Source organism: uncultured Pseudoflavonifractor sp. (genome assembly GCF_944387805.1).
GTDB lineage: Bacteria > Bacillota > Clostridia > Oscillospirales > Oscillospiraceae > Pseudoflavonifractor.
Genome location: NZ_CALXGI010000036.1, coordinates 1 through 23,267 on the forward strand (window position 1 = coordinate 1; position 23,267 = coordinate 23,267).

Below are 23,267 nucleotides of genomic sequence, written 5' to 3' on the forward strand. Positions count from 1 at the left end.
TATTCACACATTGTTTACGTCTGGTGCCTTGACGGAAAACCTTCAAAACGGTATCATTACTGTTATAAAAAGTACCGTGGAAGCCGATGTGCCCGAGCCTTACGCCCGCTCGGGCCCTTCTTCCGCTGAAGGAGACGTTCGTTCGATGAATTGGCTGCAAAGATTGATGTATGGCCGATATGGCGTCGATCAGTTCTCCCTGTTCCTGATAGCGGTGTATCTGGTGCTCTATCTGGTGGCCAGCCTGCTGCGTCTTGGCCTGTTGAGCTGGCTGGCACTGGTGGTAGCAGTCTACGCCGTGTTCCGCATGTTTTCCCGGAATATCTCCAGGCGCCGGACGGAGAACGCCAAGTTTATGGAGCTGGCCGGGCCTGTCATCCGCTGGTTCCGGCTGCGCCGGACCATCCACCGGGACAAAGACCACCGCTATTTCAAGTGCCCCAACTGCGGCCAGCAGCTGCGGGTGCCCAAGGGCAAGGGGAAAATTACCGTAACCTGCCGCAGCTGCGGCGCCAGCTTTGAAGAAAAGTCCTGAACAACACCGCCCCGGAGCGCTGCTCCGGGGCGGTGTTTCTTGCTCAGGTATTTTTACCAACGCGGTCCGCGTCCACAGCTTTGACACCGGCTATTCTTATCCCCATTTCGGCTACTCTCCGGGCAGGTGGGAGACAATCTGCCAGGTATCGCCGCTCCGCGCAAGCGTCAGCACGGCGTCCGCACTGTACAGGACAAGGCTGTCCCCCCGCTGCACGCCGCGGGTGCAGACAAAGCTGCCAGGGTTGAAATCGCTGGCAAGGCTGTAAAAGCACCCATAGTCCTCCAGATACCAGGCGTCTCCCGGATTTTCCATGGCCGACAGGGAGACCCCGGCGTAGCGCTGCAAGTATGCGTCCACAGTGGAAAAGGGAACTCTTTTGATGGCAACAGGGGCATCCTCCACCCGTTCGAAGGACACCGGGAAGCCTGCGGCCCGGAGGGCGTCCAGCTCCTCCTTATCGCCCGGGGAGAGCGGGCTGTCGCTGGGGATATAGGCCACGAACTTCCCCAAATCCAGCTCCTCCGGCGTCTCGTAGCAGGAGGTGAAGAAATGCGTGATGGGATTGACCGTAAACGCGCCCTCCGGCCCCTGTCCGGCGGCAATATCCCCCTCCCCGGCAGGTATCACCGCCTCAAACGCGGCGTTGACGGCCTCAATCTGCCCGGCGGTGAGTTCCTTTCCGCCGGAGCAGCCGGTCAAAACCAGGGAAAGGCCGAGCAGGAGCGCAAATAAAATCCTCTGTCTGTACAAAGCTATCCCCTCCCGGCGGCATTTAAAAGCTTATTATGACAATGATTCGGGTGTAATTACATACACAGGGCTGTCGGGATAATGTAAACAAAATAAGCGCTATATTCAGCTCTTTCAGTTGCATAACGTACATGAATTGCTTGCCATACCGATTGGTCTCTGTTCTCTGGTAATTCATCAGGTATTCCCGCGCCTGAGAGAGTTCCGTTTGCGTGCCGGTTCCGTCCGCCCCAACTGCGAGGGCCGCGGGACTGACGGCAAGAATAAGCGCTGTGGTGCTGCACATAATCTTTCAGAAGCTAATGTTTTACCTTCCTTTCTTACAGCGCCGGCGGTTTATCAGGGTCAGCCCAAACAGCAGCGCCAGACAGATCAGCCCATGGGGCAGGAGAAAGCGGGCGGGGTAGAGGTAGTTCCCCCACGCCTCCCGGTCCGCTGCCCAGAACAGGAGCAGGCACAGCCCCACGCCTCCCGCCATGACGAGCACGCCCCAGCCCAGGCGTTTGAAAGAGGTCTCCCCGCTGTGCCAGCCAAAGAATAAGGCCGCCAGGAGGGCCAGGCGGGAGACCGCCCAGCTGACGGAGAAGCACCCCTCCCCGATTGCCTGCACCAGGTTCCTGGCCGCAAGGAACCCTTCAAAGGACTCATCCAGGCTGCCGCCGGCTGCCGCGCTTCGGATCTCCTCCAGGGGGTAGAGCACATTGGACAGGCAGTGCGCCGCGCCGTAAAGAAGTACCCCCGCCACCACTCCGCCGATCATGACGGCATAAGACGCAGAATAGTATTTCTCAGGTTTGATATTCATTTTTCGTTCCCACCTTGCCTGCTCCATCAGAACTGTCAGGAATAGCCAAGCATCCAAAACATTGGTATCACCCTCTCTGAATCTCCACATTTCCGCAGCTCTATTTTAGAATATTTATATATAAATATCAATATTTATGATGCATTTTTGTATAATACTGCGACTCCAGACGTTTTTCTGATATCCAATACCCCGCAGTAAAAGAACGCCGGCGGACATGCTGTCCGCCGGCGTTCTTGTCATTGCACGCGCTTACTTGCCGTAGTAGGCCTTGAGGTACATCTCCTTGATCTCGCTCATGAGGGGGTAGCGGGGGTTGGCGCCGGTGCACTGGTCGTCGAAGGCCTGCTCCACCATGGCGTCCAGGTTGTCCAGGAAGTACTTCTCGTCCACGCCGTAGTCCCGGATGGTCTTCTTGATGCCCACGGCGGCCTTCAGGTCCTCAATCTTGGCGATGAGCTTCTTGACGGCCTCGGCGTCGTCCTTGGCCTGGATGCCGCAGAACCGGGCGCACTCGGCGTACCGGGCCTGGGTATGGGGGTACTGATACTGGGAGAAGGTGCCCATCTTGGGGGGGCACTCGGCGGAGTTGTACTCCACCACCAGGCTGATGAGCAGGGCGTTGGCGATGCCGTGGGGCAGGTGATGGAAGGCGCCCAGCTTGTGAGCCATGGAGTGGCACACGCCCAGGAAGGCGTTGGCGAAGGCCATACCGGCCATGCAGGAGGCGTCGGCCATCTTCTGGCGGGCCTCCACGTTGGTGCCGTCGGCGTAGGCGGTGGGCAGGTACTCAAAGACGTTCTTCATGGCCTTCAGCGCCAGGCCGTCGGTGTAGTCGGTGGCCATGATGGAGGCATAGGCCTCCAGGGCGTGGGTGAGCACGTCAACGCCGGAGGCGCTGGTCAGGCCCTTGGGCTGGCTCATCATGTTGTCGGTATCCACGATGGCCATGTTGGGCAGCAGGGCGTAGTCGGCCAGGGGGTACTTCACGCCGGTGTTCTGATCGGTGATGACGGCGAAGGGAGTGACCTCGGAGCCGGTGCCGGAGGAGGTGGGGACAGCCACGAAGTAGGCCTTCTCGCCCATCTTGGGGAAGGTGTGGACACGCTTGCGGATATCCATGAACCGCATGGCCATGTCCTGGAAATTCTCTTCGGGGTGCTCGTACATGACCCACATGATCTTGCCGGCGTCCATGGCAGAGCCGCCGCCCATGGCAATGATGCAGTCGGGCTGGAAGGCGGCCATGGCGGCGGCGCCCTCCTGGGCGTTCTTCAGGGTGGGGTCGGGCTGGACGTTGGAGAACACGGTGTAGACAATGCCCATCTCATCCAGCTTGTCGGTGATGGGCTTGGTGTAGCCGTTCTGATAGAGGAAGCTGTCGGTAACCAGGAAGGCGCGCTTCCGGTTCATGACCCAGCGCAGCTCGTCCAGGGCCACGGGCAGGCAGCCCTTCTTGAAGTAGACCTTCTCGGGAGTTCTGAACCAGAGCATGTTTTCACGCCTTTCCGCCACGGTTTTGATGTTGAGCAGGTGCTTGACGCCCACGTTCTCGGAGACCGAGTTGCCGCCCCAGGAGCCGCAGCCCAGGGTCAGGGAGGGAGTCAGCTTGAAGTTGTACAGGTCGCCGATGCCGCCCTGGGAGGAGGGAGTGTTGATCAGGATGCGGCAGGTCTTCATGGCGGCGGCGTGCTTGGCCATCTTCTCGGTCTCACGCACGTCAATGTACAGAGAGGAGGTGTGGCCGTAGCCGCCGTCGGCCACCAGCCGCTCAGCCTTCTGGAGGGCCTCGTCGAAGCTGTCGGCCTTGTACATGGCCAGCACGGGAGACAGCTTCTCGTGGGCGAAGGGCTCGGAGGGATCGGTGCTCTCCACCTCGCCGATGAGAATCTTGGCGTTCACAGGCACATCCACGCCAGCCAGCTTGGCGATGGTGTGGGCGCTCTGGCCTACAATCTTGGCGTTGACGGTGCCGTTGACCAGGATGATGCTGCGGACCTTGTCCAGCTCGTCGCCCTTGAGGAAGTAGGCGCCGCGGGCGGCGAACTCCTTCTTCACGGCGTCATAGATGGGGGAGAGCACGGTGACGGACTGTTCGCTGGCGCAAATCATGCCGTTGTCGAAGGTCTTGGAGTGGAGGATGGAACTGACAGCCATTCTCACGTCGGCGGTCTCGTCAATGATGACGGGAGTGTTGCCGGGGCCGACGCCCAGGGCGGGCTTGCCGGAGGAGTAGGCCGACTTGACCATGCCGGGGCCTCCGGTGGCCAGGATCAGGTCGGAGTCGCGCATGAGCTGGGTGGTCAGCTCCAGGCTGGGCACGTCAATCCAGCCGATAATGCCCTCAGGGGCGCCGGCCTTCACTGCGGCGTCCAGCACCACCTTGGCGGCCTCAATGGTGCAGCCCTTGGCACGGGGGTGGGGGGAGATGAGGATGGCGTTGCGGGTCTTCAGGGCGATGAGCGTCTTGAAGATAGCGGTGGAGGTGGGGTTGGTGGTGGGGATGACGGCGGCGATAAGGCCGATAGGCTCGGCAATCTTCTTCACACCGTAAGCCTTGTCCTCCTCGATGACGCCGCAGGTCTTGGTGTGCTTGTAGGCGTTGTAGATATACTCAGCGGCGTAGTGGTTCTTGATAACCTTGTCCTCCACCACGCCCATGCCGGTCTCGGCCACGGCCATCTTGGCCAGAGGGATACGGGCCTGGTTGGCGGCGGTGGCGGCGGCCAGGAAGATGGCGTCCACCTGCTCCTGGGTGTAAGTGGAAAATACCTTCTGAGCCTCCCGCATGGCGTTCATCTTAGCCTCGAGAGCCTCAATATTGTCGATGATTGCGGTTGCCGTTTTCTGCTCTTTCATCTGTGCAGCCTCCTCAAGAATGATAGGTGAGAGCGGGTGGTCCGCTCATTTGATATTTTTTTAACGATGCGCATTATACCCTACTCGTTAAAATATTGTCAATGTGAAAACTGCATTATTTTTTTAACGTTGCTCTCAAGAATGTCTGTTATTTCCTGTGAAAACTATATTTTCCCGGATTTTTTCTAATGAAACACCTTTTTATTTGTTAAAATATTATCAATTTTTGAAACATTTTTCTCCCCGTCTTTTTGACGAATCCTCTTGTCATTTTGCCTGTCCTTTATAGAGCTCGAGGGCAGGAATTCCTTCCTGCCCTCGCTTTTATGGGGAATTTCTCTTTTTATGCTCACTTTCCCACGCAAAACCGCGAAAAGATCCGATCTGTCACATCCTCCTGTACCGACCGTCCGGTGAGGGCGCCCAGCGCGTCCAGCGCCGCCTCCACATCAGAAAAAATGGCGTCGGCCGGCATTCCGGCAGCCAGGGCGGACCGGGCGGAGGACACCGCCTCCAGGGCCCTGCCCGCCGCCTCTGCCTGCCGGGCATTGGTAAGCAGCTCTCCCCAGTTCTCCTCCCCCTGTGGAAAGAGCGCCGCCACAGCCGCCTCCAGCTTCTCCAGTCCCGCCCCGGTTTTCGCGCTGAGAGACACCACCGGCAGGCCCTTCTCCCCCTTTACGCTGCGGTCTGTCTCTTCTCCGCCGTCCAGGTCGGACTTGGTGAGCACCACAATCACCTTGTCCGCCGCCAAACGGGCCTTCTCCAGAATATCCAGATCTTCCCTCGTTGTTCCTCCATGGGGGTCTATGAGCACCAGAGCCAGGCCGGCCCCCTCCAGAGCGGCCCGGCTGCGCTCTACCCCCAGCCGCTCCACCGCATCTGCGGTATCTCGCAGGCCGGCAGTGTCAATGAGCCGGAGCAGTACGCCGCCCAGACGGCATTTTTCCTCAATGGTGTCCCGGGTGGTACCGGGAATATCGGTGACAATGGCCCGGTCATACCCCACCAGGGCGTTGAGCAGAGAGGATTTGCCTGCGTTGGGACGGCCCACAATGGCGCAGGGCACCCCCTGCACCAGCTGCCTGCCCCGGCCATAGGTGGCCAGCAGCGCGGACAGCTCCCCCGCCGCGGCAGACAGTGCCTGCTCCATGGTCTCGGCCCGGAAGGGGTCAATGTCCTCATCCGGGTAGTCCAGCACAGCGCAGAAGTGGGCGGTCAGGTCGGTGAGGGCATCGTACACCGCCGACACCCGCCGTCCCAGGGCGCCGGACAGCTGGCCCGCCGCCTGACGCACAGCGGCGGAGGTCTCCGCGTCGATGAGGTCCGCCACCGCCTCCGCCTGGGTCAGATCCAGCCTGCCGTTGAGAAAGGCCCGGCGGGTAAATTCCCCCGGCCCTGCCTGACGCACCCCCTGGGCAAAGAGCGCCTCCAGCCCCAGGGTGAGCACCGCCGGGGAGCCGTGACACTGGAGTTCCGCCGTGTCCTCGCCGGTGTAGCTCCCCGGTCCTCTGGTGTAAGTGGCCAGAACCTGGTCAATGGGCTGGCCCTCCCGGTCGTACAGGGTGCCGTACACCAGCCTGCGGCCCGGATAATCCTCCAGCGGCCGCCCGCTGGCGGGCTTGAACACCGCCGACGCAGCCTGCACCGCTTCCGGCCCGGACAGCCTTAAAATCCCGATGGCACCTCTGGCCATCGGAGTCGCCACTGCGGCGATGGTATCTCCCATGCTACAACCTCCTGACATGAATTTTCTGCCGCGATTGCGGACAAATGTATCCCCTCAAAAGATATTTTCCCACCCGGAGACAGCCCTTCTGTAAGTTTGTGCACTCCGCCGTTCGTTTTGCACTTGACACAGTTTTATGTAAACTATTTTTGTATATCCCCAGGTTATCCACCCTCTGTCCCCTCTGTGGAAAACTCGGTGGATAATGTGGATAACCCCTGATACGACAAAATTTACAATTTTCTTACAGCTTATTTTCCCTGCATACACAATTGGATATAGGCTGTACAAAGTCCGTTATGTGTCTCCTGGACATTTGACCCTTTCTGCCGTCTCCAGTCCAAAGGCAGATAATACGGGGCCGCCCTGACGGGCGGCCCCGTATCTTCCGTGTACTGTTAGACGGGCCGGCTTACTTCAGCCGCTCCGAGATGACCTGAGCCGCGTCGTCGCAAAGTCCGCTTCTCTCCGCTTCCGCCTCTGCGGCGAAAGCTGCGCGCGCTCCCCTGCTCCTCCTTTCCGGAGCAACCCCGCTGTGCTGGGCTTTGCTCCGGTTTACGCCGAAAGCGGGTGGGCGGCCTGGCTCGTCGGGCGTCTCGTTATTTCAGCCGCTCCGAGATGACCTGGGCCACCTTTACGCCCGAGGCCCCGGCCTGGGCCAGGCCGCGGGTGATGCCGGCGCCGTCGCCGATAGCGAAGAAGTTGGGCAGGGCCGTCTCCAGCTCAGGGGAGAGCGCCAGGCGGGAAGAGTAGAACTTGACCTCCGCGCCGTAGAGCAGGGTATCATAGTTGGCGGTGCCGGGGGCCAGCTTGTCCAGCTGGTAGATCATCTCAATGATGTCGTCCAGCTGCCGCTTGGGCAGGGCCAGGGACAGGTCGCCGGGGGTGGCGGCAGTCAGGGTGGGCCGGACAAAGGACTTGCTCAGCCGGTGCTCGTTGGTGCGGATGCCGCCCACCAGGTCGCCAAACCGCTGGACCAGCACGCCGCCGGCCAGCATGTTGCTCAGAGAGGCGATGTGCTTGCCGTACCGGTAGGGCTCGTTGAAGGGCTGGGTGAACCGGTTGGACACCAGCAGGGCAAAGTTGGTGTTCTCACTGCGGAGAGCGGGATCAGAGTAGGAGTGGCCGTTGACGGTATTGATGCCCTCCACGTTCTCGGCCACCACATGGCCGTAGGGGTTCATGCAGAAGGTGCGGACCTGATCGCCGTACTGCTTGGTGCGGTAAACCAGCTTGGACTCGTACACCACGTCGGTGATGTGCTCAAAGACCTTGGCGGGCAGCTCCACCCGGACGCCGATATCTACCTGGTTGTTGATGAGCTCAATGCCCATATCCTTGCACTGGTTGGCAAACCACTCCGCGCCGGACCGGCCGGGCGCGGCGACAAAGTAAGTGCAGTCTATCGTGTCGCCATTGTCAGTGGTCAGGCGGTAGCCCTCGTCCCCCAGGCGCTCAATCTTGGTTACCGCAGTGTGGAAGCGGAACTCCACCCCCTCCTTCACAGTCTCGTAGATGCTCTGGAGAATTTTCAGGTTGTTCTCGGTGCCCAGGTGTTTGCACCGGGCCTGGAGCAGATGGAGGTCATACTCCAGAGCCTTCTTCTCCAGGGCGCGGGCCTCAGGGGTGGAGGTGGAGTAGACCTCTGTGGTGGCGCCGTGCTTGACATTGATGGAGTCCACGTAGTCGATGAGGTCCATGACCTCCTTGGCGTCCATAAAGTCGGTAAGCCAGCCGCCGAAGGCGGTGGTAAAATTATACTTGCCGTCGGAGAAGGCACCCGCGCCGCCAAAGCCGCACATGGTGTCACAGATTTTGCAGTGGATGCACTCCTTCACCTTGCCCGCCACGATGGGGCAGCTGCGGCTGTAAATGTCGGCGCCCTGGTCCAGGGCTACTACCTTGAGGCCGGGGTTCCTGAGCATCAGCTCATAGCCGGCGTAAATGCCGGCCTCGCCGCAGCCCAGAATGGCAACGTCATAGCGCGAATTCATGTGCATCGTTCCTTTTTTGTCAAAAATGCGGGCCATAAAGACCCATGTTAATTATAACATATAAAGTCAAGATCAGTCTACCGCATTCTGTCTTTCTTAATTCAAAAGCTCCCGCAAAACAGCCGGAAGCAGCCGTTTTGCGGGAGCTTGTCCTGGAATTCCTGCCAGCACATGCGCCTATTATGCGCCTTCAATACAGGGCGTATATCCTGCGGCTTCCAGCATGGCCGCCACTTCGTCCACGCTGAAGCCCCGGTTCTTTTCTGTCTGGCGGTTGTTGTCCCTGGGGTTGACGCCAATCTCAGCATACAACTGGTTGACGCCGCCCAGCATGGCGATTGTCAGCGGCTCATGGACATTCATGGACACTCTGGGCATGGTCACCAGCCTGGTAACCGCCACAATTTTGGTGTACTCAAAGTCATCTATTACGCCGTTGTCCTGGAAGGGCGTGCCCTCCACGTTCACCCGGCGCATGGCGGCCATGACCTCCACGTGGTATCTGCGGGCCCGCATCATCTCCCGTACCATCTCTTCATAGGTATGCTCCGGCCCCAGGGGCTCCAGACAGTAGTACAGCCGCAGCCCTGCCTGAGCAATGGCGTCCAGGGTGCGCTCCCGGGCCTCCGGCTTCAGCCCGGTATCCACGCCCTCCCCAAGGCGGACAATGTGATACGCCCCTGTGAAGCCCGCCTCCTTCAGCCGCAGCGCATAATTCAGGTCAAAATCCCCCGTATTGGCCACCAGCGCAATGGCCGCCGGAATCCGCTCCCGCACAGCCCGACCCACACGGAGAAATTCCTCCGGGTCGTACTCCGCAGTAGTCATGAGAAACAGAGCTGTCACCCGTTTAAAATCTATTTTATCCACAATGGACAGAACTTCCTCCAGGGATTTGCGCTCCGGCCTGATACTGCCGCAGTTGCACTGGGCCAAAGAGCAAAACAGGCAATTGCCTCTGCAGGGGGCCACATCCAAGCCGATCTGCGCAAAAATATAGCCCCGCCCATTATAGGCCTTTCTGGAAAACCGCCCTGCCATATCCAGAAGCTGATAGTACTCCTCTGACAGATTCTGAATGCTGAGCATCTGAATTGCGTCTTCCTCTGTTAACGGCTCCCCATGCTCCAGCCGTTCAAACGCTTCCTTTAACATAGGCTCACCTCATCTGTTCTGTATTTGCCCGGCGTGCGTGCTCTGTATTTATCTTATCGAAATCCGCCCCTCTTTCCTAGGAAAAAAGCCATAATTTTTGGAAATGTTTTGTCCCCTGAGGCCGGAGTTTCTGCGCGCCGTCTGACAGCGGGCACAAATACCGGCCCCGCCTCAGCCCGGGATGACCGCGTCACAGCGCGAATTCATGTACAGCATTCCGCTTTGTCTGAGATATGGCTATAAAAGCTCAATAAACCAGGTCATGTGCGGACAAGTCCGGTCTGTCAAAAACTTTTTTGGGCAGCTTCTCCCCGGCTTTCAGTTTGGAACTCAGCTGTAAACATCACAAAATTTTACCAAGAAAACATGTTCTTTTACTACCCCGCCGCCATCCGCCGGGCTAGAATGATAGGGAAAGAACCGCCGGAGGTGGTTCCGGGCTCTCCCCAAGCCCAATTCTGTCTGTGGAGGTCTTACAATGGTTTCCTTTTCCGGTCACTATCCCGAGATGATTGCGCTGTGTCTGGACACCTTTGACCGTGGCGGGCCGGTGGCGCCGCTGGACATGATGGAGGCTATGATGTCGCTGCCCGGCGTGGAGATGCACACCCCGGAGCACCATTTCATGGTGCCCGCCGCCCTGCTCACTGCCGCCCACAGCGTGTCAGGCCGGGACCGGGCCGCTCTGGAACGCTCTCTACACGCCGCCCTGAGCCGGTCCAAGCGGGTGCCTGGCGGCAGCTGCGGCGACTGCGGCTGCTGCGGCGCGGCAGTAGGTGCGGGCATCTTTGCGGCGCTGTGGCTGAAAACCAACCCCAAGAGCACCGTCCACTGGGCCGATGCCAACCGCTTTACTTCCCGGTGCCTGGAACACATTGCCACGGTGGACGGCCCTCGCTGCTGCAAGCGGGTCTCCTACCTGGCCATTGAGGCGGCGGTCCCCCTGGCCAGGGACATGCTGGGGCTTGATCTGGGGAAAACGCCCCGGGCTGCCTGTACCCGCTTTGCCAAGAACGCCGAGTGCCTTCACACCGCCTGTCCCTATTTTCCGGTGAAAAAGGGCTAAGCGGTCAAACTTGAAAATCAGGAGGATTGCTGCTATGAAACGGATTCTATCTCTTACTCTCTCTCTGCTTCTGACCCTGTCCCTGACCGCCTGCGCCCAGCAGGAGGGCGCACCCCAGTCCTCTCCGTCCGCTTCCTCCGGCTCCGCGCCCCAGGAGAGCCAGGCAACCTCCTCCGATTCTCCCCTTGGAGATCTGTCCGCGACCTACGATCTGTCCGTGGGCCAGATGGGCACCGGCATTAAAGCCGCCATGGTGGTGCTGGCTCACGAGATGGGCTACTATGAGGAGGAGGGCCTCAACGTGGAGCTGACCCAAATCTCCAACCTGAACGACGGCCTGACCGCTATCACCCTGGGCAAGCTGGACGTGCTGCCCTTTGGCGTGATTCCCACCTGCACCTTTATCGCCCAGGGAGCGGACCTGACTGTCATCGGCGGCACCATCGCCGAGGGCAGCGCCTGCGTGGCCCTGCCGGAACGGGAGGAAGAGTTTCACAACCTCCAGAACTTCGCCGGCAAGACGGTAGCCTGCGTCCGGGCCGAAACCGGCCACATGATGATGAAGGACCAGATGCGGCAGGCTGGAGTGGACATGAGTACGGTCAGCTTCGTGGAGCTGGACGGGTTTCAGTCCGTGGTGGAGGCGGTGCTGAAGGGCACGGCCGACGTGGGCTTTGTCAACAGCGGCTTTGAGCAGAACGCCGTCACCCAGGGTCTGGTGGTGCCCTTCTTTGTGGGGGAGTACACCCCCGACAATGTGTGCTGCCGCCAGACCACCTCCGGCGCGGTCATCAAGGAAAAGCGGCCCGCCCTGGTCCGCTTTGAGGTAGCCAACCTGCGGGCCATGAAGCTGATGTACGACGACCCGGAGACCACCATTGCCGCCCTGGCCGCCTTCTCCGGTCAGAGCGAGGACTATGTGAAGTACTGTATCTACGACGGCTGCATGAAAATCTCCATGGACCCGGCCAAAAACCGGGTGGTGGAGTTCTTCGACGTGATGAAGGCCAACGGGGACATTCCCGCCGGCACAGAGAACACCATGGCTGACCATGTGGACGCCTCCATCTATCTGGACGCCCTGAACATTGTGCTGGAGCGGTACCCCGACGACGTCCACTTCCAGGAGATGCTGGAGGCGTACGACGCCAGCAACCTGTGAGCCTGTCATCTCCCGCAAAGGAGGCCTTTTCATGCCTGATATCTCCCTGCGCGATGTGTCCTTTTCCTACCCCGGCGGCCCCCGCGTGCTGGACCAGGTGTCCCTTGAGGTGGAGGACGGCACCTTTTTGGCCGTAGTAGGCCCCTCCGGCTGCGGCAAGTCCACCCTGCTGCGGCTCATCTCCGGCCTCTCTCTGCCGGAGGAGGGAACGGTCTCCATCGGCGGCGCGCCGGTGACTGGCCCCGCCCCAGGGCGATCCATTGTGTTTCAGCAGGGCGGGCTGTTCCCCTGGCTCACCGCCCGCGGAAACGTGGCCTTTGCCCTGCGGAAGGCCAAGCCCGGCCTGTCCCGTGCCCAGGCGGCGGAGCAGGCCGAAGCCGCCCTGGTCCGGGTGGGACTGAAGGACGCCCTGTCCCGCTATCCCGGGGAGCTGTCCGGCGGCATGGCCCAGCGGGTGGCCATTGCCCGGGCCCTGTCGGTGGGCGGGCAGGTGCTGCTGCTGGACGAGCCCTTCGGCGCCCTGGACCCCAGGAACCGGCAGGCCCTCCAGCAGCTGCTGCTGGAGCTGTGGCAGGCAGAGGGGAGCACGGTAGTTATGGTCACCCACGATATTGACGAGGCCATCCTTCTCTCCGACCGCATCGCCTTTTTCCGCCCCGGGGGCGTGCGGCTCATTCTGCCCGTCCGGGCGTCCCGTCCCCGGGACCCGGCGGAGTTCCTCACCTCGGCCGACTGCTGCGCCACCCGCAAGCGGCTCATCGGCCTGTTCTACCAGTACGGAGAGGCGGTGGGTGAGACGCTGTGAAAACGCCTGCGGAAAAATCCCGGCCCATTGTGCTGGTCCATCTGCTCTTTGCGCTGCTGGTGGTCCAGGTGGCCCTGCCGGGCAAAAACGAGACTGCCTCCCCCGTCCTGTTCCTGTGCGCCGCCGTCCTGGTGGAGGCGGCCTGCCTGTGGCACATTGTCCGGAAGAAAAACGCCCGGGCTGCCGGGGACATCGGCGCCGCTCTGTTTCTGCTGTTCAATATCTGGGAGCTGTGGGCCACCGTGCTGGGCAGGGCCCACCCCATTCTGGTGCCCACTCCAGAGGCGGTGTTCCAGGTCTTTGCCGGCCAGTGGCCCCTCATGCTCCGGGGGATTGGGTCCTCCCTGTCCCTGCTGGCCATCGGCTTTGGCATCGCCCTCCCTCTGGGCGCCCTGCTGGGCATGCTGGCAGGGTGGAGCCCCAAGCTGCGGGGCTTCCTGGTGCCCATCGCCCGGGTGCTCGCCCCTGTGCCCGCCATTATCTACGCCCCTTACCTCATCGCCCTGATGCCCTCTTTCCGCTCGGCCTCCGCTCTGGTCATCATTCTGGGCATCTTCTGGCCTACTTTTCTCCAGACCGTGGGCCGCACCGTGGGGCTGGACCCCCACATTCTGGACAGCGCCCGGGTGCTCTGCCTGTCCGACCGGGAGATGGTGTTCCAGATTTTCCTGCCCGCCCTGCTGCCCGGTCTCATCTCCGGTCTGCGGGTGAACCTGTCCACCTCCTTCATGCTCCTCACCCTGGCAGAGATGATGGGTGCCACCAGCGGCCTGGGGTACTTTATCAAAAACTTTGCAGACTACGCCAACTACACCAACGTTATCGCCGGCATTCTTTTAGTGGCCCTGGTGGTCACCGCCCTCAACGGCCTGGTCACCATACTGGAGCGGAAGGCGGTCCGCTGGAGCTGACATTTTTTCTCTTGTCCTTCATCGTATGATTTGACCAAAAACAGGTGATTTCTACTAGAACTCCTTGCCCAGGCTGCCCTAAACTATAAAGTAGGAAAGCACCCATCACTGGAGAAAAGGAGAATTGCCATGCTGCCCAAGGAGATACTGTTCAAGACCCTTCGTCACGAGCCCACCGATCAGGTTGCCTGGGTTCCCTTTGCCGGTGTCCACGCCGGAAAACTCACCGGCTACGACGCCACCGAGGTCCTCACCGACGCCGACAAGCTCTTCGAGTCCCTCATGGAAGTCAACCGGCTCTATAAGCCCCACGGCCAGCCGGTGGTGTTTGACCTGCAGCTGGAGGCCGAATGCCTGGGCTGCGACCTCCGCTGGGCCAAGGACGGCCCTCCCTCCGTGGCCTCCCACCCTCTGGCGGACGACATGACCGTCCCCTGTGAGTGCACCATCCCCACCCCCGAGGACGGCCGACTGCCCCTGGTGCTGGACGTGATGCGCCGGATGAAGGCCGCTGTGGGCGACACCACCGCTCTCTACGGTCTGATCTGCGGCCCCTTCACCCTTGCCTCCCACCTGCGGGGCAACGATATCTTCATGGATATGTTCGACGATGAGGACTATGTCCACGACCTGCTGGGCTACTGCGCCAAGGTGGCCATGAAGATGAGCGACTACATGGTGGATGCCGGCATGGACGTCATCGCCGTGGTGGACCCCCTTATCTCCCAGATCTCCGCCGCCCACTTTGAGGAGTTTATGGCCGAGCCCTTCACCCAGGTGTTTGACCACATCCGCTCTCTGGGTGTGTTCTCCTCTTTCTTTGTCTGCGGCGACGCCACCCGCAATATCGAGGTCATGTGCAAGACCGGCCCCGACTCCATCTCGGTGGACGAGAACGTGGACCTGAAGGCGGCCAAGGCCGTCACCGACAAGTACAACGTCTGCATCGGCGGCAATATCCCCCTGACCACCGTTATGCTCCACGGCACCCAGCAGGACAACATGAAGTGGGTCGTGGACATGCTGGACTCCATTGAGGACAAGCGGAACCTGATCGTGGCTCCCGGCTGCGACATGCCCTATGACGTGCCGGTAGAAAACGGCATCGGCGTGGCCCAGGCTGTGCTCCACACCGACGAGGTCCGCGAGATGGTGAAGAACTACGTCGCCCAGGAGGAAGACATCGACGTGGAGCTGCCCGACTACGGCGCCCTCACCCGTCCCTTTGTAGAGGTCTTTACCCTGGACCCCGCCACCTGCGCCGCCTGCACCTACATGGCCAGCGCAGTGGATGAGGTCAAGCCCGAGTACCAGGACCGGGTAGACTTCGCCCTGTACAAGTACACCATCAAGGAGGACATCGCCCGCTGCAAGAAGATGGGAGTCACCAACCTGCCCTCCATCTACATCAACGGCCAGCTGAAATTCAAGTCCATCATCCCCAGCCGTGAGGAGCTCACCGCCGCGCTGGATGAGGCCATCGCCGCGCTGAAATAACAAAACTCCGGCCGGGCGGTCCCCATGGTCCGCCCGGCCGCTTTCCGACAGGCCAGTCCTGTCCCCAGCCGTTCTGAAAGAGGTGTTCTGTTTGACCCGACTCTACCTGGTCACCGGCTTTCTCGGCGCCGGCAAGACTACCTTTCTGAAAAATCTGGTCCGCTGCTTTCCCGGCCAGCGGGTGGCCCTGATCATCAACGAATTCGGCCGGGAGGGGGTGGACGGCGCTCTGCTGTCCGACCTGGGCGTAACTCTGTCGGAGATTGACAACGGCTCCATCTTCTGTGCCTGCCGGCTGGAGCAGTTTGAGGATACCCTCCAGGGCACCCTGGAGCAGGAGCCGGACGTAATTCTGGTGGAGGCCTCCGGCCTGTCCGACCCCACCAGTGTGGGCAGGATTCTGGGCCAGCGGGAGAAGTTTGCCAACCTGTACTACGCCGGCGCCATCTGTCTGGTGGACGCGGCCCGGTTCCACAAGGTATACGCCACCGCCCGGGTGTGCAAGCTCCAGCTGGCCGTGGCCGACCTGATTCTCATCAACAAGACCGACCTGGCCACCACGGCTCAGATTGCCCGCATCCGGGAGGAGGTGGAGGCTCAGCGCCCCGGCCGCCCGGTGTACGAGACCTCCTTCGGCGCGCTGGACCCGGCCTGGCTCTTCTCCATGTCTCCCTCGGGTCCCGGCAGCCCCAGCGGGATCCACACCAGGGATATCACCCTCCAGAAACTGACTCTCTCCGTGGGGCGGGGCTTTACCCCCGCTTCTCTGGAGAAGTTTCTGGCCATGTTCGCTGAGGACACCTATCGGATCAAGGGCTTTGTCCCCCTGTCCGGCCAGATATATCTGGCCGACTGCGTGGGCCCCCTGGTGCGGCTGGAGCCCTGGCAGGGGGACGCCGTCAACCCCGGAAGGCTGACCGTCCTTTTCGGCAACGGCCTGCCCGCCCGCAAGAGCATTGAAACCGCCATTTCGTGGTATCCCGAGTGCGAGGTAACGGTGGAATAACCGACGTATACGGACAGAAGGCCCGGCGCTGATGCGCCGGGCCTTCTGCTGTTCTATTCGCTCATCTGCTCCAGCTCCACACCGGTGTAGTACCACTTGATAATTTCCTCATAGCGCTTGCCCGCCTTGGCCATGGCATTGGCGCCGTACTGGCTCATGCCCACCCCGTGGCCGTAGCCGGTGACGGAGAAGGTCACCGCTGTGCTGTCCGCCTGGACGGTAAACACGGTGGAGCGCAGATTAAAGAGGGCGCGCAGGGTGGCGCCCGTCACCTCCTCGCCTCCTACCGGGATGGCGACCACACCGCCGTTGGAGCCCAGCACCGGCGTGCCGAACCAGCCGGATGGGTCTCCGCTCAGGTCTGCGCCAGGCGCCTGGGAGAGCAGGGCTGTCCGGAACTCCTCCAAGGGCACCGCCACGGTGCTGTGATAGTTGGGCACCTCCTCCCCCTCAGGACTCTCCACGCCGGTGAGGTAGGGCACATCATTGCCCCACACCTCCACCGCGTCCGCCGTCCGTCCGGCGGCAGAGGAGAAGAACACCGCCTGGATAGGCTGCCCGCCGTAGGTCGCAATGACGCCGTCTGTGTCCGCCACAGCGGCGGAGATCTTCTCCTCATAGTCCGCCGCCGACTCCCCCCAGTTGTCCTCCGCCTCCTGGGGGGTGATGTAGGCCTGGCAGCAGTTGATGTCCGTGCATACATCCGCGTCTGGGTGGTTGGACTCTCCCGCCGCCATTTTAGCCGCCGCATAGGTCCGGGCTGCCACCGCCTGGGCCTTCAGGGCCTCCGGCTCAAAGGAGGCTGGCATCTCCGCCGCCACCACCCGCCACAGGTAGTCGGCCATGGTCATCTCAGTCACCGTGCCGTCGGGCAGCTTCACCCGCAGCGCGGCGGTCTCATCCGCCCCTGTTTCCTCTGCCGGTGGCGGAGACACCACCGTTCGGTCCAGAGGCAGGGTGCCGGTGGGCTCCGGCGTATCCACCGCCTCCCCCTTTCCCCCCAGAAAAAGCAGGGGCATTAGAAACAAGAGGGCCAGCAGCCCCAGCCCTGCCGCCGCCGCCTTTCTCACGCCGCTCTCCTCTCTGCTGTGCACCGCTCTCACCTTCCGCCCCAATCCCCCGCCGTTGACTTGATTTGAAATCCGTAGTAAAATGGGATATTCAAATAAACGCAAGGGAGGAGTCCTCATGCAGTCTGCCCACACGGACGGCTCCATGGATTTTATTAAAAGTCTATGCAGCGAGTTTGAGAAACATAACCGCATTGACCCGGCTTACTACGAAATGTGGGATGTAAAGCGGGGCCTGCGCAACGCCGACGGCACCGGCGTTCTGGCTGGCATCACTCAGATCGGCAACGTGCTGGGCTACTACGTGCAGGACGGCGAGCGTTTTCCCATGGAGGGCAGGCTCATCTACCGGGGCATTGACCTCAATGACCTGGTAAACGGCTTTATGAGCGAAAACCGCTTTGGCTTTGAGGAGACCGCCTATCTGCTGCTCTTCGGCGCCCTGCCCACCCGGGAACAGCTGAAACTGTTTCAGCGTGCCCTGTCAGTCCACCAGCCCCTGCCCGATATGTTCACAGAGGATATGATCCTCCGGGCTCCCAGCCCCGACGTGATGAACAAACTGGCCCGCTCGGTGCTCTCCCTCTACTCCTACGATGACGCCCCTGAGGACCGCTCCCTGGAGAGCGAGCTGGGCAAGTCCATCGCCCTCATTGCCCGGCTGCCCACCATCGCCGCCCACGCCTACGCCGCCAAGCGGCATTACTATGACAACGAGAGCCTCTACCTCCACCGGCCCCAGGAGGGACTGGGCGTGGCGGAGAACTTTCTCTACTCCGTCCGGCACGACAATCAGTTCACGGAGGAGGAGGCCCGGCTGCTGGACCTGTGCCTGGTGCTCCACGCTGAACACGGCGGCGGCAACAACTCCGCCTTTGCCTGCCGGGTGCTGTCCTCCTCGGGCACCGACATCTACTCCGCCATTGCCGCCGCCATCGGTTCCCTGAAGGGCCCCCGCCACGGCGGCGCCAACAAGAAGGTCATGGAGATGTTTGGGTATATTGAGGACGGCGTAAAGGACTGGCAGGACGAGGACGAGATCCGGAACTATCTCAGCCGGATTCTCCGCAAGGAGGCGGGGGACGGCTCCGGTCTCATCTACGGCATGGGCCACGCCATCTACACTCTGTCCGACCCCCGGGCCGTGCTGCTGAAGAAGTTCGCCAAGTCCCTGGCCGCCAAGAAGGGCATGCTGGAGGAGTTCGAGCTTTACGAGGCGGTGGAGCGTCTCACCCCTGAGGTGCTGTCCGCCTCCGGCCAGCGGAAGGTGGTGTGCGCCAACGTGGATCTGTACTCCGGCCTGGTGTATAAGATGATGGGCATCCCCCAGGAGCTCTACACCCCCCTGTTCGCCGTGGCCCGTGTGGTGGGCTGGTGCGCCCACCGCATCGAGGAGGTCTATAACCCCGGCAACAAGATCATCCGCCCGGCCTACAAGGCCGTGGCTCCTGCCCGGCCCTTTATCCCTCTGGACCAGCGGGGCTGACCTGCAGATAATAAAATGCGGTACCACAGGAATAGTGGTACCGCATTTTTTATGGATTACTCCATGAACCAGTAGATTTTCTCCGGGCATACCGTCATCCCCGCCTTCTGCTGGAGGGCCAGGGAGGCGGCGTTGTGTTCCGCCACCTGGCCGTAGGCATACCGCCCCTCCGCCAGCGCGGAGCGGATAGCGGCCAGCTGAAGCACCAGACCGTACCCTCTGCGGCGGTATGGAGGCAGCACCTCCAGCATGCCCAGGCTGCCCTCGTCGTGAACGCCGATGAATCCAGCCAGCGCCCCTCCGTCAAAGATGCCCAGCATCCCCCGGCCGATGGCACCTCGAATATAGTCCACATCCCCAAAGGTCTGACAGTAGGCCTCCGCCACCGTCTCCGCCCACTGGGGACCCAGCCGCCGCAGCGCTCCCTGAAAGGGCGGCAGCTCAGGCGGTTCGGGCTTTGTCCAGACCGACTGGAAGAAGGCGCTTCCCTTCAGTCCCAGCCGGTTCTCCACGGCGTCCAGATACCAGTCCTCGTGGCAGGCAGCCAGCCTGGCCTCCCGTGGAATCAGGGACAGCGCCCGGTTCAGGTCCTCCTCACTCTGGGCGCTGAGGAACCAGGCGCCGCTCACCCTGTCCCAGAGCAGCACTCCCTCGTCCCCGGCATAGCGCACCGCGCCGCCGTCCCGGCGGAGCAGCTCCAGCATATCCACGCAGCGCAGCCCCTGCCGGGCCAGATAGTCCGCCGCCATTTCAAATTCTCCCATATCTGTGCTCCTTATGTATGCTCCTCCCCCTGTACGGGCAGGCTGATGACAAAACTGGTGTGCTTTCCTGTGCTCTCAGCCCGGATGGTGCCGCCGTGGAGCTCCACAATCTCCTTGGCAATGGCCAGGCCCAGCCCGGCGCCGCCGGTGCGGGTGGAGCGGGCGGCGTCCAGCCGGTAAAACTTTTCAAAGATCCGGGCCAGCTCCCTCTCGGGGATCTCCAGGCCCTCGTTGCTGATGACCACCTCCACCAGCCCGCTGTTTCTCCGGGCGGTGATGCCCACGGTGCCGCCTGGGGTGGAGTAGCTCACCGCGTTGCGCAGAACGTTGTCGAAGACCCGAGCCAGCTTGTCCGGGTCGCCGGACACAGTCAGCCTGGGCTCCAGCTGCGCATCACACCTCAGTTTCTTCTCGACAAAGAGCGGGTAGAACTCGTCGGCCAGCTGCTCCAGCAGCATGGTCAGCTGAACGGTCTCGCCGCTGTCCGCCCCGCCCTCCAGGTCCATGCGGGTGATGTCGAAGAACTCTCCCAGCAGCTCCTCCAGCCGCTCGGCCTTGTCCAGGGCGATGCCGGTGTACTTGGCCCGCTGCTCCGGCTCCATCTCCGGCCGGTCCCGCAGGAGGGTGAGGTAGCCCACCACAGAGGTGAGAGGGGTCTTCAAATCGTGGGCCAGGAAGGCCACCAGGTCCCGCTTCCGCTCTTCGCTCTCCCTGGCCTCCGCCTCCCGGCTGCGGAGCTGGCGCTGGATAGCCCGCAAATCTTCCTCTACTGGGGAGAGCTCCCGGGGCAGCCGGATCTCTTCTCCACTGTCGCTGACCAGACGGCGGGTAGCCCGGCCGATCTGGTCCAGCCACTTGGTAAACCGGCCCATGGCCAGGTAGAAGGCGGCCAGCATCAGCACCAACATGGCGCAGTTGAGGATAATGGGCTTATTGTTGCGGATAATCTGCTGGTAAAGCTCCAGGGCCTCCTCCTGGCTGTGTCCAAACATCTGCCGGGCCACCCACACAAAGCCCCTGGCAAACGGGTCCTGGAGCAGGCCGTCCACCACTACCTCCAGCAGGAACAGCCCCACCGCCGCGGCTGCGGCCGCCCCCAGCACCACCAGCAGGAGCATCTTCAGTTTGAGCCTGGTATACTTTTTGCCCATTCTCTCCTCCTGTTTTCTGTCCCTGCTGTTAGTTTTCCACATTTTCCACCAGTTTTCCACAGCTGTTTCCGCTGAAATCCCGGTCGAACCAGCTGTCCAGCGGCCCCTCTCCTGCGGCGGCCCGAAACAGGGCGCCGATTTTCTCCACGGCTGTGGGCACCGCCTGCGCCACCAGTCGGTCCAGAACTGTGCTGCTTACGGCGCACTCCCCCGCCGGCCGCCGGCTGAGCACCGCGCCTTGGAAGTCGGGCTTCTTGGGCGTATGCCGGGACAGGGCGTCTATGGCCCGGCCCAACCCAGCCCTGGCGGCTACGGTCTGGAGGCGGCACACCCGCCGGTAGGCCTCCAGGCTCTCCCGAAACTGTTTCGCCGTTACGCCGGGGTAGATGAGGGCCATGGTCTCCGTCTCCGCGCCGGAAAGCTTGTGCCGGGGCAGCGGAGTCTGCCGGAGGGGGTCGATGCCGGCGCGCTCCATGAGCAGGCGGTCGTACTCCCCCTCCATCCGCAGATGGCTGGTCTGTCCGCCCGCCGCCCGGGCCTCTATGTAGCCGTGACAGCCGCTGTCCAGAGCGAAATGGCAGAGAAAGCCGGCGGCGTACCCGGCGCCGCCGGGCCGGTCCTCCGAGATGATGCGGGCCAGCCGCCGGAACACCGGCAGGGCGGACACCTTGTGCATCCGCAGCCCCACCTGCCGCACCGGATTGTTGTGGAGCAGGTGGTAGAAAAAGAGTGGATCGGGGCCGTAGCAGCCCACATCAAAATCCTCCCGCTGAGGTTGGATTCGGGTGCGGATCGGCTCCGGCAGTTCGGCAAGCACCCGCTCGCCGAATTGAAGATGGGTAAAATAATTGGGCATATGTCTCACCTGAGTTTCTGCTGTGCAATGGATTATGCCCATAAAATCATGCCGCTCAGGCTGTTTTATGGGCTTGTAAAGGACTCGCCGCTCAGGCAAACCGCTTTCCGGTCTGCCCGGCAGACACTATTTTATCACAAAATGCCCCAAACGAAAGGACAATTTTCCTCCGGTTTCGCACCCAGCAGCAGGAGCACCCCGGCGGCGGCCAGAAAGGTCATGGGGTCCTCCCCCGGCGGAAAGGGCGTCACAAACTCCTGCCGCTCCACCACGTGTCCGGCCAGGGTAACGATCTCCCGCTGGAGGGCCAGACAGATTTTGTCCCCCTCCAGGCTGGAGAGGGTAAGCGTATCCCTGGGGGACGTGCCATAGCTGACGGCGCTGCGGCAGCGCATTCCCCGCGCCAGAGGGCCCGCCGCTCCGGGGAGCAGGAGCACGCCGCACTCCGCCGAGCGCACCCCGGCCCAGCCGTCTGAGTCCGGACCAATGCACAGCAGGTCCACCGGTTCCCCGGCAAACTCCGCCGGATGCCGGCCGGACACCAGCTGAACCTCCTCCATCCGCCGCCCCAGAGCGCGGACTACCGCACCGGACACGCTTTCCTTCTTCTCCCAGATTCCCACCCTTGTCACAGCGCAACACCTCAGGGAGAGTTTATGGAGTTTTCTTCGTCTTATACCCCCCGCAGCCCTTGACTTTTCAAGGGTTTGTGCATAAAATGGTGTTCGATACTTTGACACGCAAATACATCTGTAAAGGATTGAAGACCGATATGGCACAGGATAAAAAGCAGGTGGAACAGATCACCGACATGGAGGTGGACTTCGCCCAGTGGTACACCGACGTGTGCAAGAAGGCGGAGCTTATCGACTACTCCTCCATCAAGGGCATGTTCATCTACCGTCCCTACGGCTACGCCATCTGGGAGAACATTCAGAAGGAGCTGGACGCCAAGTTCAAGGCCACCGGCCATGAGAACGTGTACCTGCCCACCCTCATCCCCGAGAGCCTGCTCCAGAAGGAGAAGGACCACGTGGAGGGCTTTGCCCCCGAGTGCGCCTGGGTGACCATGGGCGGCAGCGAGAAGCTGGAGGAGCGCTACTGCATCCGTCCCACCAGCGAGACCCTGTTCTGCGAGCACTACAAGAACATCATCCACTCCTGGCGGGACCTGCCCAAGCTGTACAACCAGTGGTGCTCCGTGCTGCGGTGGGAGAAGACCTCCCGTCCCTTCCTGCGCCACCGCGAGTTCCTCTGGCAGGAGGGCCACACCATGCACGCCACTGAGGAAGAGGCCCGGGAGGAGACCCGGCAGATGCTCAACATCTACGCCGACTTCCTGGAGAACGTGCTGGCCATGCCCGTGGTCAAGGGCCGCAAGACCGACAAGGAGAAGTTCAACGGCGCCGAGGAGACCTACACCGTGGAGTGCATGATGCACGACCGGAAGGCCCTCCAGGCGGGCACCAGCCACTACTTCGGCGACGGCTTCGCCCGGGCCTTTGACATCACCTTCACCGGCAAGGACAACCAGCTCCACCACCCCCACCAGACCTCCTGGGGCGTGTCCACCCGCATGATCGGCGGCATCATCATGACCCACGGCGACAACAACGGCCTGGTGCTGCCCCCCCGCATCGCCCCCATCCAGGTCATCATCATCCCC

General features: G+C 61.7%; 20 protein-coding genes. 9 read left to right on the plus strand and 11 right to left on the minus strand.

All coding sequences use genetic code 11. The features are described 5' to 3' along the window. Nucleotides 1-145: 145 nt before the first annotated feature. A complete protein-coding gene (locus tag Q0K06_RS09210) occupies nt 146-535 on the plus strand; it encodes a hypothetical protein (protein WP_294551483.1) in 390 nt (129 codons plus the stop codon). Nucleotides 536-646: 111 nt separating this feature from the next. Here the strand turns inward: Q0K06_RS09210 and Q0K06_RS09215 are convergent, their stop codons facing one another. The 6 genes from Q0K06_RS09215 to Q0K06_RS09240 all read right to left on the minus strand — a co-directional run bounded on the left by Q0K06_RS09215 (nt 647) and on the right by Q0K06_RS09240 (nt 9,827). Further along, nucleotides 647-1,288 (minus strand): hypothetical protein, encoded by a 642-nt coding sequence (locus Q0K06_RS09215; protein ID WP_294551485.1) that lies wholly within the window; start codon nt 1,286-1,288, stop codon nt 647-649. 307 nt (nt 1,289-1,595) lie between these two features. After that, nucleotides 1,596-2,093: a hypothetical protein gene (locus Q0K06_RS09220; RefSeq protein WP_294551487.1), complete on the minus strand. Its 498-nt coding sequence runs from the start codon at nt 2,091-2,093 to the stop codon at nt 1,596-1,598. A gap of 252 nt (nt 2,094-2,345) precedes the next feature. Next, nucleotides 2,346-4,952: a bifunctional acetaldehyde-CoA/alcohol dehydrogenase gene (gene adhE, locus Q0K06_RS09225; RefSeq protein ID WP_294551489.1), complete on the minus strand. Its 2,607-nt coding sequence runs from the start codon at nt 4,950-4,952 to the stop codon at nt 2,346-2,348. Nucleotides 4,953-5,301: 349 nt separating this feature from the next. Continuing rightward, entirely contained in the window at nt 5,302-6,678 is a 1,377-nt protein-coding gene (gene mnmE, locus Q0K06_RS09230; RefSeq protein WP_294551491.1) for a tRNA uridine-5-carboxymethylaminomethyl(34) synthesis GTPase MnmE, read from the minus strand. 599 nt (nt 6,679-7,277) lie between these two features. Next, nucleotides 7,278-8,672: an NAD(P)/FAD-dependent oxidoreductase gene (locus Q0K06_RS09235; protein WP_294551493.1), complete on the minus strand. Its 1,395-nt coding sequence runs from the start codon at nt 8,670-8,672 to the stop codon at nt 7,278-7,280. 180 nt (nt 8,673-8,852) lie between these two features. Continuing rightward, nucleotides 8,853-9,827: a radical SAM protein gene (locus tag Q0K06_RS09240; RefSeq protein WP_294551495.1), complete on the minus strand. Its 975-nt coding sequence runs from the start codon at nt 9,825-9,827 to the stop codon at nt 8,853-8,855. Nucleotides 9,828-10,305: 478 nt separating this feature from the next. On the opposite strand from Q0K06_RS09240, the gene Q0K06_RS09245 reads away from it, so the two are divergent. The 6 genes from Q0K06_RS09245 to Q0K06_RS09270 all read left to right on the plus strand — a co-directional run bounded on the left by Q0K06_RS09245 (nt 10,306) and on the right by Q0K06_RS09270 (nt 16,274). Further along, entirely contained in the window at nt 10,306-10,893 is a 588-nt protein-coding gene (locus tag Q0K06_RS09245; protein ID WP_294551497.1) for a DUF5714 domain-containing protein, read from the plus strand. 34 nt (nt 10,894-10,927) lie between these two features. Further along, a complete protein-coding gene (locus Q0K06_RS09250) occupies nt 10,928-12,055 on the plus strand; it encodes an ABC transporter substrate-binding protein (RefSeq protein ID WP_294551501.1) in 1,128 nt (375 codons plus the stop codon). A 31-nt stretch (nt 12,056-12,086) separates the two neighbouring features. Next, nucleotides 12,087-12,860: an ATP-binding cassette domain-containing protein gene (locus Q0K06_RS09255; RefSeq protein WP_294551503.1), complete on the plus strand. Its 774-nt coding sequence runs from the start codon at nt 12,087-12,089 to the stop codon at nt 12,858-12,860. Further along, nucleotides 12,857-13,771, plus strand: a complete 915-nt coding sequence (locus Q0K06_RS09260) for an ABC transporter permease subunit (RefSeq protein ID WP_294551508.1) — start codon at nt 12,857-12,859, stop codon at nt 13,769-13,771. Before Q0K06_RS09255 ends, Q0K06_RS09260 begins: the two co-directional genes overlap by 4 nt. 129 nt (nt 13,772-13,900) lie before the next feature. After that, nucleotides 13,901-15,268, plus strand: coding sequence for a uroporphyrinogen decarboxylase family protein (locus Q0K06_RS09265; protein ID WP_294551512.1), 1,368 nt, complete (start codon nt 13,901-13,903; stop codon nt 15,266-15,268). 91 nt (nt 15,269-15,359) lie between these two features. Further along, a complete protein-coding gene (locus Q0K06_RS09270) occupies nt 15,360-16,274 on the plus strand; it encodes a CobW family GTP-binding protein (RefSeq protein WP_294551515.1) in 915 nt (304 codons plus the stop codon). Between the two features lie 53 nt (nt 16,275-16,327). On the opposite strand, the gene spoIID is transcribed toward Q0K06_RS09270, so the two are convergent. Then, nucleotides 16,328-17,344, minus strand: coding sequence for a stage II sporulation protein D (spoIID, locus tag Q0K06_RS09275; protein ID WP_294551516.1), 1,017 nt, complete (start codon nt 17,342-17,344; stop codon nt 16,328-16,330). A gap of 118 nt (nt 17,345-17,462) precedes the next feature. Here spoIID and Q0K06_RS09280 point away from each other — a divergent pair, with 118 nt between their 5' ends. Then, entirely contained in the window at nt 17,463-18,830 is a 1,368-nt protein-coding gene (locus Q0K06_RS09280) for a citrate/2-methylcitrate synthase (protein ID WP_294551519.1), read from the plus strand. 56 nt (nt 18,831-18,886) lie between these two features. Here the strand turns inward: Q0K06_RS09280 and Q0K06_RS09285 are convergent, their stop codons facing one another. The 4 genes from Q0K06_RS09285 to Q0K06_RS09300 form a co-directional block, all read right to left on the minus strand. Then, nucleotides 18,887-19,594, minus strand: coding sequence for a GNAT family N-acetyltransferase (locus Q0K06_RS09285; protein WP_294551521.1), 708 nt, complete (start codon nt 19,592-19,594; stop codon nt 18,887-18,889). 11 nt (nt 19,595-19,605) lie between these two features. Continuing rightward, the gene (locus Q0K06_RS09290) at nt 19,606-20,745 is read right to left on the minus strand and encodes a HAMP domain-containing sensor histidine kinase (protein ID WP_294551523.1); all 1,140 of its coding nucleotides are present in this window, start codon (nt 20,743-20,745) and stop codon (nt 19,606-19,608) included. 28 nt (nt 20,746-20,773) lie between these two features. Further along, the gene (locus Q0K06_RS09295) at nt 20,774-21,601 is read right to left on the minus strand and encodes a zinc dependent phospholipase C family protein (protein ID WP_294551524.1); all 828 of its coding nucleotides are present in this window, start codon (nt 21,599-21,601) and stop codon (nt 20,774-20,776) included. A 134-nt stretch (nt 21,602-21,735) separates the two neighbouring features. Next, nucleotides 21,736-22,233 (minus strand): hypothetical protein, encoded by a 498-nt coding sequence (locus Q0K06_RS09300; protein WP_294551527.1) that lies wholly within the window; start codon nt 22,231-22,233, stop codon nt 21,736-21,738. A gap of 140 nt (nt 22,234-22,373) precedes the next feature. Here Q0K06_RS09300 and Q0K06_RS09305 point away from each other — a divergent pair. Next, nucleotides 22,374-23,267 (plus strand): aminoacyl--tRNA ligase-related protein (locus tag Q0K06_RS09305; RefSeq protein WP_365925342.1); only part of this gene is annotated, 894 nt, incomplete at its 3' end.